Genomic DNA, 17,619 nt, shown 5'->3' with positions numbered 1-17,619 from the left:
CACCATGACAAATTGGCTCCCCGATCTCTCGCAGGGCTCCGGCCCGGTCTATATGCGGCTTGCGGACAATATCGAATCCGCTATTGCTTCAGGCGCTTTGCCAGCAGGAGCCAAGCTGCCGCCGCAGCGAAATCTCGCCTATGACATAGGGGTGACAATCGGAACAATCGGCCGCGCCTATGCGCTGGTGCATGAACGCGGGCTTGTCGCCGGCGAAGTCGGCCGCGGCACCTATGTGCTCGACCGTGCCGATACGCCCCCCAGCGAGCAGGTGGACCCTGTCACCCTTTCGCTGAGCGGCACGCGTGTCGCAGATGCCCCGCCGAACAAGCTTCGCTTCGATACGACCGCCGCCCCTGATCTTGGTCAGGGCAAGATTATCGCCGGCATCATGGCCGAGATCGGCGAACAGCATCTGGCGGAGATCTCCTCTTATTCGCGCAGCTTCCCTCCGAACTGGTTCGAGGCCGGCCGTCTGTGGCTGGCGCGCAATGGCTGGTCGCCGGAGGTCGAAAACGTCGTGCCCACGCTCGGGGCGCATGCGGCAGCTATCGCCGTCATCGCCGCCGTGTCTGCGCCCGGTGACAAGATCGTCTTCGAAAACCTCACCTACACGCAGGTGAGCCGCAGCGTCCGCCTGCTCGGCCGGCGCACATTGACCGTCGAGTCCGATGAAAACGGCATCATCCCCGAGGATTTCGAGCGGCTCTGCCAGCAGCAGCACCCGAAGCTCGTCTTTACGATGCCGACGCTTCACAATCCGACACTTGCCATCATGCCCTATGAGCGGCGCGTCGCCATTGCCGACATTGCCAGACGGCATGGGGTCTGGATCATCGAGGATGATCTCTATGGCGGCATGGCCAATGACGATACGCCGCTGCTTGCTGCGATCGCGCCCGACCGTACCTTCCTCGTCAACGGCCTGTCTAAGTCGGTTGCGGCCGGCGTGCGCGGCGGCTGGGTCGCCTGCCCGCCGCATTTCGCCCAGCGCATCAAGGTCACGCACAGGATGGTCACCGGCGGTCTGCCCTTCATCCTGGCGGAAACCTGCGCACGGCTGGTCCAGAGCGGCAAGGCGCATGAAATCCGCAACGCAAGTGTCGCTGAACTGTCGGTCCGCGTCGGCCTTGCTCGTGAACAGTTGCAGGGATTCGATTTCGAATCTCACCCGCATGCGCCCTTCCTGTGGCTGAAGCTGCCGGAACCCTGGCTGTCCGGCACCTTCAAGAATGCCGCCTTCCGCGATGGCGTGCTTGTCGATGACGAGGATGAGTTCAAGGCGGCACGCGGCGAGAAAGCCTATCACCGCGTGCGCATCGGCTTCTCCTCACCGAAGGATAGAAACGAACTGGTCGCAGGTCTTATGGTATTGAAACGCCTGTTGGAAAATGGCGGCTCCGCCTACGACGGTGAGATCTGAACTGTTGCAGATCGGCGTCAGCATTGTGGAAAAGGCCACGATCGAAACACAGGCGCTTTACCGAGGTCATCTGCATGTTACCTCTATCTCATCCCGCCGTTTAAGTGGGAATCAAGGGACAGCAGATGAAATCCGATTTCCGTTCACTCCTGTTGCGCCTGTCGAGTATCGCGTCGGTCGCAGCAATTGCCAGCAGCTTGGGAATGTCGTCGGCGGCGCAAGCCGGAGACAAGGTTTTCGACGAATTGCGCTTCGGGGCTTCGGCCTCCATCCAGGGCGGACATTCGCATGAAGATGGCGTTTTCCCGGAAATAACGGCCCTTTTCGATCCCTTCGGTTTTGAGCACGCGACTGACTGGAAGCAGCAGCTCATGCATCCGCGCGTCCATCTCGGCACCTCCATCGGCACGGCGGGCGCAGCCACGCAGTTCTTCGCCGGTTTCACCTGGACGGTCGATCTCAGCGACAAGATTTTCGCCGAAGCCGGCTTCGGCGGCGTCATCCACACTGGCGAGCTTCGCGATGACGACGACGACCCCGACCTCGGCTGTCGTGTGCTGTTCCACGAATATCTCGGCGCAGGCTATCGCTTCAACAGCAACTGGAATGTCATGGCGCAACTCGCCCATTCCTCGAATGCCAATCTTTGCGACGGTCCGAACGACGGCATGACCCGCGCCGGACTGATGGTCGGCTACAAATTCTAGTCGATCTTTGCTGAGCCGGTCGTCACGTCACGGGATCGGTTCAGCGGATGTAAGAACAGCATAGAAGGCGGGATTAAACGCGTCGCACCAAGAATTTTCGCATCGGAACCTTGTTCAGTCCAACCCCAATACGATCATGGGCTTGGCCGATGGAAAACGGATGAGCCGGCATGTCAGATGATCTTTCCGCGCGCCACGACCGGCCAAGACTCGACTGAAGGTAAGCTCTTTCCTGTGATGAAAACCGAGTCGACCATGTTGGTGACGACGCACGCGTGGTTCGGCACGATCTGTAATTTATCTCCCACCGACAGTCCGATTGACCCGCTGCTGATCAGCCGGCCATGTTCCTCCGATAGTTGGTCCACGACGATATCGTCGCGCCCCCGCACATGACCGTAACCTGTGAGGCCCAAAAGATCCGATGTCAGGATTTTTGAACCTGCATCAACGATCGCTCGGTTCGCGGCGGGCACTGAGACGACAGTTGTTAGGACGCTGAGTGCGCAATCCTGCCAGTCGCATGCGCCGCGCGATACGAGAGAGCGGTCGTTGTAGACGTAGGTTCCGGGGCGATATTCAGTCGTAACCGGTGCGTCTGCTGCGTGCATCATCGAAGGCGTCCCACCTGACGTGATGACCGGCACTGCGAGACCGAGCGCTTCGATGCGAGCCTTGGCCGCCATCATGAAAGCCTCGACAGCAGCCTCCCCGCCCGCAGGAGGATAGGTCATGAGGCCACCGAAGACGATGCCAGGCATCGAGTGGATAAGGGCCGAGAGAGCCTCTGCCGCCTCGGGAGTGAGTACGCCGCAGCGGTTCGCGCCGGTGTCGCATTCCACCAGGACTGTCAGCGGCTGAACTTCGTTTCGGAAGGCCTCCGAGAGGCTGTTCACGACAGCCGCACTATCGGCAACGACCGACAATTTCACCTTCTTTGCGAGCGCCTTCAGACGTTCAAGCTTCTCAGCGCCGACGATGTTGTAGGTAATCAGCACATCGGTGATTGCGCTACTGGCGGCGACCATTGCTTCGGCCTCGGATACCTTTTGACAGGTGATACCGACCGCGCCGGCCGCAATCTGCAGATTGGCGATTACCGGCAGCTTGTGCGTCTTGATGTGCGGGCGAACACGCAAGCCGTGAGCATCCGCGTAACGTTGAAAACGGCCGATATTGACGGTGGCGATGTCGAGATCGATCAGAACGGCAGGAGTTTGAATGGCTGCGATATCCGCGGGCGAAAAAGTCATGGCAAACCTCGTATGGAACGAACCTGCGGTGCGGACAAATGTGCCGCTCTTTAGCGCCGCATCAAATATCAACCATCGCTATTGACAATTCATCAACCAGGGGACTTGATATGTCAATCCGATAATACGGACAAGTGTCCGCTATATTGGATTAATCAGAAACACTCGGTTCTCAGGGGAACAGTCATGACCATATCCTTCCGCGCCGGCCTGATTGCGCTGGCCGCAACTGCAGTTCTTTCAAGCCCGGTCTTCGCCGCCGGAAGTAAGCTCGATGAGGTTCTTGCTCGCGGTCATCTCGTTATGGGCACCGGCAGCACCAATGCGCCTTGGCACTTCAAGAGCGCCGACGACAAACTTCAGGGTTTCGATGTGGATATGGGCCACATCATCGCCAAGGCTCTCTTTGGCGATCCTGATAAGATCGAATACGTCAACCAGTCGTCCGACGCTCGTATTCCCAACATCACGACGGACAAGGTCGACATCACCTGCCAGTTCATGACGGTCACCGGCGAGCGCGCCCAGCAGATCGCCTTCACGATTCCCTACTATCGGGAAGGCGTCGGCCTCATGCTGAAGGCCGATGGCAAATATGCCGACTACGCAGCGCTTAAAGCTGCCGGCTCATCGGTGACAATTTCGGTCCTGCAGAACGTCTACGCGGAGGCGATGGTTCACGCGGCGCTCCCGGAAGCTACGGTCGACCAGTACGACTCCGTCGATCTCATCTACCAGGCACTGGAATCCGGTCGCGCGGACGCGGTCGCAACCGACCAGTCGTCGCTCGCCTGGTATATGGCTCAGAACCCAGGCAAATATCGGGATGCCGGCTACGGCTGGAACCCGCAGACTTACGCTTGCGGCGTAAAACGCGGCGACCAGGATTGGCTGAATTTCGTCAACACCGCTCTCCATGAGGCCATGACAGGCGTTGAATTCGATGCTTACGCCAAGTCGTACAAGACGTGGTTCGGCAAGGAACTGACGCCTCCACAAATCGGCTTCCCGGTCGAATACAAGTAACTGGCCCGAGGGAGCGGGTCTTTCCCGCTCCCTTCCTGAAAGGGGCGGTCTGCCATGGGTTATACGCTGAATTTTGCTGCTGTCTGGCGCAACTTCGATTTTCTTCTTAGCGGCTTGATGTTGAGCCTCGGTCTCGCGGTCATTTCGATCTTGATCGGGGCTGTCATCGGTCTGTTCGTTGCATTCGCGCTGCTCTCCAAGAGCCGTGCCGCGGTCGCGCCGGCAAGAATCTACGTTACCGTCATTCGAAATCTTCCTATTCTCGTGCTCGTCCTGTTCGCGTTCTTCGCGCTGCCTCAGATGGGCTTCCGGCTGGACAAGATCAAAAGCTTCGTCTTGGTTCTCTCACTCTATTCAGGAGCATATCTCGCGGAAGTTTTTCGCGCCGGACTTCTCTCGATTCCCAAGGGGTTGACCGAGGCCGGAATGGCGATTGGCTTGACGTCGATGCAGATACGCACATCGATCATAGCGCCGCTGATGTTCCGCAACGTTCTGCCCTCGCTGTCCTCGACAATCATCTCTCTCTTCAAGGACACATCGCTTGCCGCAACGATCGCCGTGCCCGAGCTGACGTTTGCAGCCCGCAAGATCAATGTTGAGAGCTTCCGTATCGTCGAGACCTGGATGGTCACATCGGCTCTCTATGTCGTCACCTGTTTCCTCATTGCCGCTCTGATGCGCTTCATCGAGCGACGTCTGGCATTGCCGAGGTAAGCCGATGTCTCAGACCTTTCTTGATCAACTTTGGATCGCCCGTCATGTCATCCTGAATGGCATGGCGATGACCGTATCGATCTCCCTTCTGGCTATTCTCACAGGCTCCGTGCTCGGCCTCTTCGTAGGTCTGGCGCTGGTCTATGGAAACAGTGTGCTGCGCCTGATCGTGCGGGCCTATACGGATGTGATCCGAGGCACGCCCGTTTTGGTACTCGTCCTCGCGAGCTATTACGTCTCCAGTGCCGTGGGCCTGGAATTGGGAGCATTTGCGGCGGGTGTTCTGGCGCTGGCGGTATTTTGTTCGTCCCACGTTGGTGAGATCGTTCGCGGTGCTCTTCAAGCCATCCCGAAGGGGCAAACCGAAGCCGCAAAAGCGATCGGGCTGACGTTTGCGCAGACGTTCACCTCCGTCCTATGGCCTCAGGCGCTGCGCCAGTGCCTGCCGGCCTGGGTCAACACGGCGGCGGAAATGGTGAAAGCGTCGACGCTGCTGTCGGTGATCGGTGTAGCGGAACTGTTGCTGCGAACGCAGGAGATCATCTCCCGCAACTTCATGAGCCTGCAGTTCTATTTCCTGGCAGGGGCTCTCTATTTCGTCGTCAACTTCGGTATCGAGCGCTTCGGCAGATTCATCGAGCGCAAGACTGCCCTTCCATCCTGAGGAGCCGATCGATGGCCAAAACAATGCTTGAAATCAAGAGCCTGCGCAAAAGCTACGGCCAACACGAAGTGCTCAAAGGGGTCGACTGCTCCGTACAGGAAGGCGAGGTTATTTCGATTATCGGCTCTTCCGGCTCGGGCAAGACCACGATGCTGCGCTGCGTGAATATGCTGGAGGAATTCCAGGGCGGCACGATCAGCCTGGACGGTGAAGAGATCGGGTACCACGTGGAGGGAGCGACCCGTCGGCGCAAGAGCGAGAAAGAAATCGCCCGCCAGCGCGCGCTCACCGGTATGGCCTTCCAGCAGTTCAACCTGTTCCCGCACATGACAGCGGCCCAAAATGTCATGCTTGGCCTCGTCAAGGTCAAGAAGATGCCGAAGAGCGAAGCGAGGTCGATCGCGGACCGTTGGCTCGACCGCGTCGGGCTGTCGGCGCGGGCCGATCATTACCCGGGCCAGCTCTCCGGCGGTCAGCAGCAGCGCGTGGCGATCGCCCGTGCGATCGCGATGTCGCCGCGTCTTATGCTGTTTGATGAAGTGACCTCGGCTCTCGATCCCGAACTGGTGGGCGAAGTGCTGCAGGTCATCAAGGGGCTTGCGGCAGATGGAATGACCATGCTGCTGGTCACCCACGAGATGCGCTTTGCCTACGAGGTATCCTCGCGGGTCATCTTCATGAACCAGGGGGTGATCTGCGAGGAAGGCAATCCAAGAGAAATGTTCGTGAATCCCAGGACCGAGCGCCTGGCCGAATTCCTGAAGACCTCCAGCTTCAACTAAAGGAAAGTGAAAGAATGACTATCAAGCGTTATGGGGCTGGCGAGACGGGCGCAGGCGGACAACCACTTCCCTTCGCCCGAGCCACCGAAGCAGGCGGCTGGCTATATGTTTCCGGCCAAGTGCCCATGGAGAACGGCGAGATCGTTCCTGGCGGAATCGTTGTCCAGAGCCGAAAGGCTATCGAAAACCTGATTGCCATTCTCAATGAGGCGGGCTACAGCCTTGAAGACGTCGTGCGTGTGGGCGTGTGGCTTGACGATCCACGTGATTTTTGGAGCTTTAACGGCGTGTACGCTGAGTATTTCGGAGGAAACCCTCCGGCCCGCGCTTGTGTCCAATCCAGCATGATGGTCGACTGCAAGGTCGAAGTTGATTGCGTGGCCTACCGCGCGGATCGCGCCTAATATCGGAGAAAGCATGGCTGAGGCTGGTATCGACACAGTATCGCGGCGCACCCGAGGACTGGATCGTGCCTTCGAGATCCTCGAATTCCTTCGGGTGAAACGACAGCCGATGCGGCCGAACGAGATCGCGGCCGAAATTGGCGCGCCTCGATCTTCGGTCTACGAGCTGGTCAATCTCCTGCTCAGCCACGGCATGCTTGATTACCACGGGGGAGACGGCCGCGTTAATCTTGGCCGCCGCCTGTATTTCCTTGGAACGGCCTACGCCGAACAATTCGACCTGATGCGGGAATGCGACCGCATGCTGGTGCGGCTGGCCGAAGAAACCCGTGAGACGGCACAGATGTGTCTGCTCGAGGGACGCAAATACACCGTCGCCATGATGCGCGAGGGCATCCGGCCGTTTCGCATCTCCTCGAATGTCGGCGAGCTCGTTTCCATCCCCTGGACGGCGTCCGGCCGGTTGCTGGTTTCGCACCTGAGCGATCAGGAGATTGTCGATCTGATTCCGCCGGAGGACTTCGTTCTTCCAAACGGTCGGCAGATGAAGCCGGCGGAATTCATCGCCCAGGTGCGTCAGGCGGCCCGCGACGGATTCTTCACCTTCAACAGTGAGGTGGAGAATTTCACGCATTGCTTCGCGGTGCCGGTTCATCAGGCCGACGGTGCCTGCATCGCCACCCTGTGTCTTGTAACTCCGCGCGAGGACGGCGTACGAAATCGGAGCAAGTACCTGGAGAGCTTGCTTGGTGCAGCCAACGAGATTTCCGAGAAGCTGGGATACCAGCGAGCCCAGAGACCGGTCGCATTCGAAGACGCTGGGAAGGTCTCGGCCAATATCCGGCAGTAGACGCCTTCAAGTTAAGGGTCCCGGATTACCGGTACGGAACCTATCAGGCATACCCTCTGTTGACGGCAGGCATTTTCCTGTCGCGCACGGTTCCTACATAAGCTAAAGACACCACAAACGCGCTAGGGCATGCCCGTATTTCCCTTGATCACGGACATGCTCTATCTCTTTGTTTTCACGCATTCCGAACGCAAAACCGCTGCGCACGTTTGCTGGATTGCTCTAGGCAGGGATTTTCGAGAGCTCATGACCATTCCCAACACTATCAAGATCACGCCGGAACTCATCGCTTCACACGGCCTCAAGCCGGACGAGTACCAGCGCATTCTGGATCTGATCGGCCGCGAACCGAGCTTTACCGAGCTCGGCATCTTCTCGGCCATGTGGAATGAGCACTGCTCCTATAAATCCTCCAAAAAGTGGCTGCGCACGCTGCCGACCAAGGGGCCGCGCGTCATCCAGGGGCCGGGCGAAAATGCCGGTGTGGTCGATATCGATGACGGCGATTGCGTAGTCTTCAAGATGGAGAGCCACAACCATCCCTCCTATATCGAGCCCTATCAAGGTGCCGCGACCGGTGTCGGCGGCATCCTGCGCGACGTCTTCACCATGGGCGCGCGCCCGATCGCGGCCATGAACGCGCTGCGCTTCGGCGAACCGGATCATCCGAAGACTCGCCACCTCGTCTCCGGCGTGGTCTCCGGCGTCGGCGGCTACGGCAATTCCTTCGGCGTGCCGACGGTCGGCGGCGAGGTTGAGTTCGATGCCCGCTATAACGGCAATATCCTCGTCAACGCTTTTGCTGCCGGCATTGCGAAATCCAATGCCATCTTCCTGTCGGAAGCAAAGGGCGTCGGCCTTCCGGTTGTCTATCTCGGCGCCAAGACCGGCCGCGACGGTGTCGGCGGCGCGACGATGGCATCGGCTGAATTCGACGAATCGATCGAGGAGAAGCGTCCGACGGTTCAGGTCGGCGACCCCTTCACCGAAAAATGCCTGCTCGAAGCCTGCCTGGAATTGATGCAGACCGGTGCGGTCATCGCCATCCAGGACATGGGTGCGGCCGGCCTCACCTGCTCGGCTGTCGAAATGGGCGCCAAGGGCGATCTCGGCATCCTGCTCGAACTCGACAAGGTGCCGGTGCGCGAAGAGCGCATGACCGCCTACGAGATGATGCTGTCGGAAAGCCAGGAGCGCATGCTCATGGTGCTGCAGCCGGAAAAGGAAGAGGAAGCCAAGGCGATCTTCGTCAAGTGGGGCCTCGATTTCGCTGTTGTCGGCAAGACCACGGATGACCTTCGGTTCCGCGTCATGCATCAGGGCGAGGAAGTCGCCAATCTGCCGATCAAGGATCTCGGCGACCAGGCTCCGGAATATGACCGCCCCTGGCGCGAATCCGGCAAGCGCGCGCCCCTGCCCGCCAATCTCGTGGCAGCACCGCAGAATTATAACGAAGCGCTGCTGCAGCTCGTCGGCTCCGCCAATCAGTCCAGCCGCCGCTGGGTCTACGAACAGTATGACACGCTGATCCAAGGCAACTCCCTGCAGCTTCCGGGTGGCGACGCCGGCGTCGTGCGTGTCGAAGGCCATCCGCTGAAGGCGCTTGCTTTCTCTTCCGACGTTACCCCGCGCTATGTCGAGGCCGATCCCTTCGAAGGCGGCAAGCAGGCCGTTGCCGAATGCTGGCGCAACATCACCGCGACCGGCGCCGAGCCGCTGGCGGCGACCGACAATCTGAACTTCGGCAATCCGGAAAAGCCCGAGATCATGGGCCAGTTCGTCGAGGCCGTGAAGGGCATCGGCGAAGCCTGCCGCGCGCTCGATTTCCCGATCGTATCCGGCAACGTCTCGCTCTATAACGAGACCAATGGCGTTGCGATCCTGCCGACGCCCACCATTGCCGGCGTTGGCCTGATGCCCGACTGGCGCAAGATGGCCCGCATCGGCAGCGCTGCCGAAGGCGACAGGGTTCTGCTTATCGGTATCGACGGCAGCCATCTCGGCCAGTCCGTCTATCTGCGCGATGTTGTCGGCAGCACCGAAGGCCCGGCACCGGAAGTCGATCTCTCCGCCGAACGTCGCAATGGCGATTTCGTCCGCTCCGTCATCCGCAACGGTCAGGCGACCGCCTGCCACGACATTTCCTCCGGCGGTCTCGTGCTGGCGCTTGCTGAAATGGCAATGGCGTCAGGAAAGGGTCTCAAGGTCAGCCTCAGCGAAGGCAAGGGTGCTGCGCATGCGCAGCTCTTCGGCGAGGATCAGGCGCGTTACGTGCTGACGGTTCCAAAGGATGTCGCGGATTTCGTCTGCGCCAATGCCGAAGGCGCCGGCGTGCCCTTCCGCCGCCTTGGCACGGTCCAGGGCGACAGCCTCGTCGTCGACGATCTGATTGTGCTGCCAATTCAGCAATTGCGCGATGCCCATGAATCGTGGTTCCCTGATTATATGGAAGGCCGCGGCGAACTTGCCGCGGAATGATGCGCAAGGAGTAACGATCATGGCCATGAAACCCGGCGATATCGAAGACATGATCAAGGCTGGGATTCCCGGTGCCAAGGTGACGATCCGCGATCTGGCAGGTGACGGCGACCACTACGCCGCCGAAGTTGTCGCGGAAGCCTTCCGCGGCAAGAGCCGCGTGCAGCAGCACCAGATGGTCTATGAGGCGCTGAAGGGAAATATGGGCGGCATCCTGCACGCCCTTGCCCTGCAGACCTCGGCACCGGATTGAAATTAGAGCTTCGTCCGACTGAAAATCTCAGATGAACAGGCCCGGCTGGAAGGCTTTCTGCCGGGTTGTTTTGTTTTGAAACGGAAGCGATCGGCTCGAAACTGTTCGACGCCTCCTCGCCTTTTTTTGCTGAGCTCTCAGGCCGGCAGCTTGTCCTGCTCAGGATACGCAAAGACCGAGGCCGGCATCGGGCCGGCCGTCAGCAGCGTGAAATCGAAGGCAGATTTCATGTCCGGCCCAAGCACATACTGGCGATGCACACGCAGCTGATCCCCGCGGATCTTCTTATAGTGCTCCGGCGTCAGCATCTGCCGCACGCGGATATGGATCATGCTCGCCTGCGGCGCATCCGGATGGCCGGAAACGCTGACGACTGGCACCTTGTAGAAGTTGATCGAATCCGTCAGGCACTGCACATCCAGCCAGAAAATATCCGGACAACGTGCAATCAGGCCGACGCGCGAGCGCAGCAGGGTGGCAGATGACATTAGCGCACATTGCAGGATGGCGCCGCCGAGTGTTGCAAAGACCACGCGCTTGCCCGTGAAGACATCCGGCTCCCGCTCCAGCAGGATGCCGACGACATGGGCCGCGACGCTGGAGCCCATGCTGTGTGAGGAGATGACATATTCATCGGCCTCCTCGTTGAGCGCTTCGCGCATCGACGTCGCGCATCGCTCCAGCCACTCGTTGAAATCAGGCCTGTCCATGCGTGCCAGCGCCACGGCCATTTCCCAATCGGCAAAAAGATGCAGCGTGTGGAAGCGCTCCGAGAACGGCAGGAAACCGGAGATGAAGAAGATGGCCGCCAGCGGCGCGCTCCAGCCGACATGCCAGCCGGGAAGCCCAAGCCAGTAGTGCAGCGTCAGGATCTGCAGCGTGATCAGGATTGCAAATGCCGTCAGCAGGAAGGGAAAGATGAAGAACAGGCCGAAGCGCCAGGCGTGGCGGAAATAGCCGGCCATGCCGCCTTCCCGCACCACCTGCCAGAAACTCAGAAAGCCTGCCGCGATCTGGCTTGCCGTATTGCCCATGCGCAACCGCTGCACCAGCGCGTTATGGTCGAAGACATGCACGCGCGTCTGCGTCTGCCAGCCATCGGCGCCGGTGCTGACATCGAAGGAAATATAATGCCCTTCGCCTGCGGCACCCGTTGCGACATTATAGCCCCAGACGGATGCGCTCTGCCTTGCGGTACGCTCATACCGCGCCCGGTGCGCTGCGCCATCAAGCGGCTCGAATCCGGGGAAATGCAGGACAACCCGCCTGTCGATCAGTTTCATAGTCTTTTTCTTCTTTCAGTCGGGTTGGTGGCGCCGTTGCCAGGATGACGGGTTCGCTTGAAAATACGGCGAAAAACCGGATAAAATCTTCGAGCCGTCTTGCTAAGCGAACTCTTCCGGAATTCAATAGCGCAAGGTGCGTTTCGATAGGATTGAGGGGGATTTTGTGGCCAATCTCGTGAATGAACTGGTGTCGGGCGTCGTCAACAGCGTGCTGAAGGAAATCCTGAAGAAGACGACGGGCCGCACCACGACCAAGCGCAAGCGCCGCAAGGCAGCGTCTGCAACGACGAACCGCACCACCCGCAAGGCAACGTCGACGAGCCGCAAGCCCGCTCGCAAGCAGGTGAGCAAGCGACGCACGGCGGCAGGCCGCAGCAGGCAGCGCCGCGCTTAGAGCCTTCTTCACTGGAAGCTGCAAAGGCCGGCACGCCTTGCCCGGATGGCAAGGAAGATCGGTCGCGTATGCTCGAGGAATCAGGGACGGGCGCGATCTCGGGGGTATGACCGACGTCTCGCAACGGGACGTCAGTCGCTTCACCGATACCGAGATCGAACAGATCCAGGCCAGCCTCGCCAAGACGCCGTAACACAGAGGCAACAATGTGCGCCGCTAAGCGTCGCGGATTGGTGTTTTTTTGGTTTTGGCAGGTGGAATTCCGCCCTCCGCATGCTATCTAAGGAAAACGATTGAAACGGCGGGCCTTTAACCTGCCTGTTGAAAGGATTAGAGCCTATGAGCGGTATCAACGAATTCATCGAAAACGAGATCAAGAGCAACGACGTCGTCCTCTTCATGAAGGGCACGCCGCAGTTTCCGCAGTGCGGTTTCTCCGGCCAGGTCGTCCAGATCCTCGATTACATCGGTGTCGACTATAAGGGCATCAACGTGCTCGCCGATTCGGAAATCCGCCAGGGCATCAAGGATTACTCCAACTGGCCGACGATCCCCCAGCTCTACGTCAAGGGCGAGTTCATCGGCGGCTGCGACATCGTCCGGGAAATGTTCCAGGCCGGCGAGCTCCAGCAGCATCTCCAGGAAAACGGCGTCACGGTTAAGGGCGCCGCCTGATCGGTCATCGGGCGTCCGTCCGGTTTCCAAATCTGTATCTTGAGTTCGAGGCGCTGCGCCAAGCAGCGCCTTGACCTGTTTATGGGAATTTCATTGTGACAGATTCATCACAAGCCATGTCCGCGGGTCGGCTGCCCATGGGCAAGCTTGAATTTATCGCGCTTGCGGCTTTCCTGATGGCCGTCAACTCGCTGGCAATCGACATCATGCTGCCAGCGCTGCAGCAGATTGGCTCCAGCCTCGGCGTCGAGAACGAAAATCATCGCCAGTATGTCGTTTCCGCCTATCTCTTCGGCTTCGGCCTCGCCCAGCTTTTCTACGGTCCGCTGTCCGATCGCTTCGGTCGCCGTGTTCCGCTGCTGATCGGCCTCGTCATCTATGTCGTCTCCGCCTTCGGCATTGCTGTGGTCCCAACTTTTGCGGGCCTGCTGGCGTTGCGCTTCATCCAGGGACTTGGTTCGGCCGCCACCCGCGTCATTACTATTTCCATCGTCCGCGATGTCTACGGCGGAAGGCAGATGGCGGAGGTCATGTCGCTCATCATGATGGTCTTCATGGTCGTGCCGGTCATCGCGCCGGGTAGCGGCCAGATCATCATGCTTGTCAGCACCTGGCACATGATCTTCGTCTTTATCGGCACCATGGCGACGGCTGTCGGCACGTGGATGTATCTGCGCCTGCCGGAAACGCTTGATCCCGCCAATGTCCGTCCGTTCACGGTCCGCTCGGTGGCGCAGGGCTTTGCGATCTTCTTTTCCAATCGCATCGCCCTCTGTTACACCATTGCCAGCACGATCCTTTTCGGCGCACTGTTCGGCTTCATCAACTCCGCTCAGCAGATCTATGTCGGCATCTACGGGCTTGGCGTCTATATGCCCGTCGCCTTTGCCGGAGTGGCGCTGTTCATGGCCTTTTCGTCCTTCATCAATTCGCAGCTGGTCGGCCGCTTCGGCATGCGCCGCCTGTCGCACGCCTCGATCCTCGGCTTCTGCTTCTTGAGCTTCATCTGGCTGATGGTGCAGATATCGGGGCCGCAGCCGATGCCTTTCCCGATCTTCATCGTGTTCTTCGCGCTGGTCATGTTCCAGTTCGGCTGGATCGGCTCCAACTTCAATTCGCTCGCAATGGAGCCGCTCGGTCACCTTGCCGGCACTGCCTCCTCGGTGATCGGCTTCATGAGCACGATCGGCGGCGCATCGATCGGAGCCCTGATCGGGCAGGCTTTTGATGGCACGGCGACGCCGATGATCGCGGGCTACTTCGCGGTCTCGCTTGTCGGCATCGTCTTCGTGCTGATCGCCGAAAAGGGCCGGCTGTTCAGACCGCAGCATGCGCCGCTGTCGAAGGACGCATCGCTTTCCAGCTTCACCGATATCGGCCACTGATATCAGGCTGAGGCTTTCAGACACATCAGGCGGCGGAGCAACTTGGTAGGAGCCTGCTGCATCCCGCATCAATTCGGCCGCTTCTGCGTCCGTTCTTCCGTCATTCAGGGGGATTCGAATGACTCCGACGCACAAACCGCACACGGAAAATCAGGGTTCTGCCCGCATCGGCATGGGCTTTGTCGAGTTCGTGGTGACGATCGCCATCATGACCGCCAGCATCGCCATGGCGATCGACAGCATGCTGCCAGCGCTACCCAATATCGGCCATTCGCTGGGTGTCACCAGCAACAATGACGCACAGCTCGTCATCGGTGTCTTCTTCTTGGGGTTTGGCGCCTCCCAGATTGTCTTCGGCAGTCTCTCGGATGCCTTCGGCCGCCGCAACATCCTGCTCGGCGGTCTGGCCTGCTACGTGGTCGGCATGTTTGCGGCAGCCGCAACCGGCAGCTTCGAAATGCTGCTGATCATGCGTTTCGTTCAGGGCATCGGCGGTGCGGCCGTGCGCATCACCACCATGGCAATCGTGCGTGACTGCTTCGGCGGCCGTGAGATGGCCCGCGTCATGTCCTATGTCATGATCGTCTTCATGATCGTGCCGATCGTCGCTCCCTCGGTCGGCCAGCTCATCATCACCTATGCCCACTGGAACTGGATCTTCATCCTGCTCGGCATCGTTGCGACGATCCTCTTCGTCTGGGCGCTGCTGCGCCTGAAGGAATCCCTGCCGCCGGAGGAGCGCATCCCGCTGTCCTTCGGCGCCGTCGCCGATGGCTTCAAGACGGTTCTGACCAACCGTATCACCTGCGGCTACATGATCGGGTTGACCATGTTCACCGGCGTCATCAGCGCCTATGTGATCTCCGTCCAGCAGGTCTTCGGCGAGGTTTACGGCCTCGGTGACTGGCTGCCGATTGCCTTTGCGGCAACAGCGGGCGGCATCGCCGTCGCCAACTTCCTGAACGGCATGCTGGTGCGCACTTTCGGCATGCGCCGCATCTCGCATGCAGCCATGCTGCTGTTCACCATCGTCTCGGCGATTGGCTTCGTGGCGGCACTCGGCGGCACGCCGTCCTTCGCCTTCTCGTATGCGCTCTTCTCGATCCTTTTGATGATGTTTGCGGTGATCGCTACCAACTTTACGGCGATCAGCCTGGAACCGATGGGTAATCTCGCCGGCACCGCAACGGCCGTCACAGGCTTCGTGTCGACGACCTTCGGCGCTATCATCGGCGGCGGCGTCGGCCAGCTCTTCAACGGCACTGTCCAGCCGCTGTTCGGCGGCTTTGCGCTCTTCGGCGCCGTTACCGTCGTCATGGTGCTCTGGGCGGAAAAGGGCAAGCTTTTCACCCATCCCGGCGACAGCCCGCAGATCGACCCCGGCGCCGTTCACATGTAATGCTGCAGCAGGCATAAACTGGAAAATCACGATGAGCCGTTTCTGGAGCCCCATTATCCATTCCTTGACGCCCTACGTGGCGGGCGAACAGCCCGTCATCGACGGCCTGGTCAAGCTCAACACCAATGAGAACCCCTACGGCCCATCGCCCCGTGCGCTGGCGGCGATTTCGGAAGCGGTCAACGACACGCTGCGGCTTTATCCCGAGCCGACGGGCTTGAAGCTGCGCAAGGTGATTGCCGCAAGCCACGATCTCGATCCCGGTGAAGTTTTCGTCGGCAATGGCTCGGATGAGGTTCTGGCACACACGTTCCAGGCACTGCTGAAGCACGAACTGCCCCTGCTCTACCCCGACATCACCTACAGCTTCTACCCGACCTATTGCGGCCTGTACGGGATCCATTTCCGCGAGGTCCCATTGGACGAAAAGATGCAGGTTCGCATCGAGGATTACCGCCGGCCCTGCGGCGCGATCATCCTGCCCAATCCGAACGCGCCTACGGGGACGGCACTGCCGCTGGCCGCGATCGAGGCGCTGTTACAGGAGCATCCCGATCAGGTCGTCGTCATTGATGAAGCCTATGTGGATTTCGGCGGCGAAAGCGCCATCCCGCTGGTGCGGAAGTATCCGAACCTGCTCGTCATCCAGACCTTCTCGAAATCGCGCGGACTTGCGGGTCTGCGCGTCGGCTTCGCCGTTGGTCAGCGGCCGCTGATCGATGCCCTGGTAAGGGTCAAGGACAGCTTCAATTCCTATCCGCTGGACAGACTGACCCAGGCAGGCGCCGTGGCTGCCTGGGAAGATCGGGAGTGGTTCGGGAAACATTGCGACCTGATCGTCGCAAGCCGCGAGCGCCTGACCGTCGCGCTTGGCGGGCTCGGCTTCGAAGTCCTGCCCTCCTCCGCCAATTTCGTCTTCGCCCGCCACAGCACCCGCGGCGGCGCGGAACTCGCTGCGGAACTGCGCAAGCGCGCGGTCCTCGTACGGCATTTCCGCGGGGCGCGCACCGAGAATTTCCTGCGCATCACCATTGGCACCGATGCCGAATGCGACAAGCTTCTGGATGCGCTGAAGCAGATCCTCGCCTGACGGCTCAGACCGTGACGACCTCACGGCGCAGGATATCCCAACTGTCCTTGTCCGGCGTGATCAGCAGTCCTCCGGTAACATGATGCGGCAGATAGGCCGAGCCGTCGAAACGGGCGGCATAGGCACCTGCCTCCTGGCAGATCAGCGTTCCGGCCAGATGATCCCAGGGCATCAGCTTGTTGTACATCAGGTAATGCACATGCCCGCTGGCAAAGGTGCGGTATTCATGGGCCGCACAGCGATAGTTGGTCAGGAAACGCACCTTCGCGAGATTGCCAAGAATTTCGGCGCGTTTGTCTTGCGGCAAGTAGCCGGTCGAGGCCATGCCGACCATCTGGTCGAGCGCCACAGGCTCGGCCACCCGCAGCCGCTGCGATTCGCCATCCGGCCGCCGCAGCCAGGCACCACCGCCCTTTTCCGCCATGACCCAGTCGTCGCCCATCGGATCATAGATGATACCGGCAACCGTCTCGCCTTTGGAAACAACCGAGGCCATGACGCCGAAGGCCGGAATGCCGGCGGCAAAGTTGAAGGTGCCGTCGACGGGATCGACGATGATGGCGAGATCCGCGCCTTCGATCTTGTTGAGAAGGGCTGCATCGGAGGCGACCGATTCTTCGCCGATGAAGAGCGCTTCCGGCCAGAAGCGCGCGGCCTCCGCCTTCATCATTCTTTCGGCCTGCTCGTCCGCCTCGGTCACGAGGTCGGTCGCTTCCGTCTTGGCGCGCACATCACTGCTGCCCAGCCGGCGAAAGCGCGGCAGGATCTCGGCTTTCGCTGCCTGCCGCAAGAGATTGGCAAGCTTCATCGTATCTATGGCAGTCGTCATGGCG

18 protein-coding genes are annotated in these 17,619 nt (G+C 60.0%); 15 read left to right on the top strand and 3 right to left on the bottom strand.

What is annotated here, in order from left to right; genetic code table 11:
- Positions 1-4 precede the first annotated feature (4 nt).
- Together FHT87_RS20670 and FHT87_RS20665 are read left to right on the top strand one after the other, a co-directional pair.
- Positions 5-1,423, top strand: coding sequence for a PLP-dependent aminotransferase family protein (locus tag FHT87_RS20670; protein WP_183804682.1), 1,419 nt, complete (start codon positions 5-7; stop codon positions 1,421-1,423).
- 125 nt (positions 1,424-1,548) lie between these two features.
- Positions 1,549-2,130 (top strand): acyloxyacyl hydrolase, encoded by a 582-nt coding sequence (locus tag FHT87_RS20665; RefSeq protein WP_183804680.1) that lies wholly within the window; start codon positions 1,549-1,551, stop codon positions 2,128-2,130.
- Between the two features lie 173 nt (positions 2,131-2,303).
- Here FHT87_RS20665 and FHT87_RS20660 read toward each other — a convergent pair whose 3' ends face one another.
- Positions 2,304-3,383: a D-TA family PLP-dependent enzyme gene (locus tag FHT87_RS20660; RefSeq protein WP_183804678.1), complete on the bottom strand. Its 1,080-nt coding sequence runs from the start codon at positions 3,381-3,383 to the stop codon at positions 2,304-2,306.
- Between the two features lie 186 nt (positions 3,384-3,569).
- Between FHT87_RS20660 and FHT87_RS20655 the strand changes: the two genes are divergently transcribed.
- The 8 genes from FHT87_RS20655 to FHT87_RS20620 all read left to right on the top strand — a co-directional run bounded on the left by FHT87_RS20655 (position 3,570) and on the right by FHT87_RS20620 (position 10,557).
- On the top strand, positions 3,570-4,409 hold the full coding sequence (locus FHT87_RS20655) for a transporter substrate-binding domain-containing protein (RefSeq protein WP_183804676.1): 840 nt from the start codon (positions 3,570-3,572) through the stop codon (positions 4,407-4,409).
- Between the two features lie 54 nt (positions 4,410-4,463).
- On the top strand, positions 4,464-5,126 hold the full coding sequence (locus FHT87_RS20650) for an amino acid ABC transporter permease (RefSeq protein WP_183804674.1): 663 nt from the start codon (positions 4,464-4,466) through the stop codon (positions 5,124-5,126).
- A gap of 4 nt (positions 5,127-5,130) precedes the next feature.
- A complete protein-coding gene (locus FHT87_RS20645; protein ID WP_183804672.1) occupies positions 5,131-5,790 on the top strand; it encodes an amino acid ABC transporter permease in 660 nt (219 codons plus the stop codon).
- Between the two features lie 11 nt (positions 5,791-5,801).
- Complete coding sequence (locus tag FHT87_RS20640) at positions 5,802-6,572, top strand: amino acid ABC transporter ATP-binding protein (protein WP_281411226.1); 771 nt, start codon at positions 5,802-5,804, stop codon at positions 6,570-6,572.
- Between the two features lie 14 nt (positions 6,573-6,586).
- On the top strand, positions 6,587-6,976 hold the full coding sequence (locus tag FHT87_RS20635) for a RidA family protein (RefSeq protein WP_183734941.1): 390 nt from the start codon (positions 6,587-6,589) through the stop codon (positions 6,974-6,976).
- A gap of 13 nt (positions 6,977-6,989) precedes the next feature.
- Positions 6,990-7,826 (top strand): IclR family transcriptional regulator, encoded by an 837-nt coding sequence (locus tag FHT87_RS20630; protein WP_183734940.1) that lies wholly within the window; start codon positions 6,990-6,992, stop codon positions 7,824-7,826.
- A gap of 246 nt (positions 7,827-8,072) precedes the next feature.
- Positions 8,073-10,304 carry a phosphoribosylformylglycinamidine synthase subunit PurL gene (gene purL, locus FHT87_RS20625; RefSeq protein WP_183804670.1) on the top strand — a complete coding sequence of 744 codons (2,232 nt, stop codon included), beginning with the start codon at positions 8,073-8,075 and terminating at the stop codon, positions 10,302-10,304.
- A gap of 19 nt (positions 10,305-10,323) precedes the next feature.
- Positions 10,324-10,557 (top strand): BolA family transcriptional regulator, encoded by a 234-nt coding sequence (locus FHT87_RS20620; protein WP_007826248.1) that lies wholly within the window; start codon positions 10,324-10,326, stop codon positions 10,555-10,557.
- Positions 10,558-10,694: 137 nt separating this feature from the next.
- Here the strand turns inward: FHT87_RS20620 and FHT87_RS20615 are convergent, their stop codons facing one another.
- Complete coding sequence (locus FHT87_RS20615; RefSeq protein WP_183804668.1) at positions 10,695-11,840, bottom strand: hypothetical protein; 1,146 nt, start codon at positions 11,838-11,840, stop codon at positions 10,695-10,697.
- Positions 11,841-12,006: 166 nt separating this feature from the next.
- On the opposite strand from FHT87_RS20615, the gene FHT87_RS20610 reads away from it, so the two are divergent.
- The 5 genes from FHT87_RS20610 to hisC all read left to right on the top strand — a co-directional run bounded on the left by FHT87_RS20610 (position 12,007) and on the right by hisC (position 16,786).
- A complete protein-coding gene (locus FHT87_RS20610) occupies positions 12,007-12,237 on the top strand; it encodes a hypothetical protein (protein ID WP_183804666.1) in 231 nt (76 codons plus the stop codon).
- A 339-nt stretch (positions 12,238-12,576) separates the two neighbouring features.
- Positions 12,577-12,912, top strand: a complete 336-nt coding sequence (gene grxD, locus FHT87_RS20605; RefSeq protein WP_183804664.1) for a Grx4 family monothiol glutaredoxin — start codon at positions 12,577-12,579, stop codon at positions 12,910-12,912.
- Between the two features lie 137 nt (positions 12,913-13,049).
- Positions 13,050-14,297: a multidrug effflux MFS transporter gene (locus tag FHT87_RS20600; RefSeq protein WP_183804662.1), complete on the top strand. Its 1,248-nt coding sequence runs from the start codon at positions 13,050-13,052 to the stop codon at positions 14,295-14,297.
- 118 nt (positions 14,298-14,415) lie between these two features.
- Positions 14,416-15,696, top strand: a complete 1,281-nt coding sequence (locus FHT87_RS20595) for a multidrug effflux MFS transporter (RefSeq protein ID WP_183804660.1) — start codon at positions 14,416-14,418, stop codon at positions 15,694-15,696.
- A gap of 31 nt (positions 15,697-15,727) precedes the next feature.
- Complete coding sequence (hisC, locus tag FHT87_RS20590) at positions 15,728-16,786, top strand: histidinol-phosphate transaminase (RefSeq protein ID WP_183804658.1); 1,059 nt, start codon at positions 15,728-15,730, stop codon at positions 16,784-16,786.
- A 4-nt stretch (positions 16,787-16,790) separates the two neighbouring features.
- Here hisC and FHT87_RS20585 read toward each other — a convergent pair whose 3' ends face one another.
- A complete protein-coding gene (locus FHT87_RS20585) occupies positions 16,791-17,615 on the bottom strand; it encodes an inositol monophosphatase family protein (protein WP_183734932.1) in 825 nt (274 codons plus the stop codon).
- Between the last annotated feature and the right edge of the window lie 4 nt (positions 17,616-17,619).

This window comes from Rhizobium sp. BK316, assembly GCF_014193695.1.
GTDB lineage: Bacteria > Pseudomonadota > Alphaproteobacteria > Rhizobiales > Rhizobiaceae > Rhizobium.
This window is presented reverse-complemented; position numbering and strand designations above follow the sequence as displayed.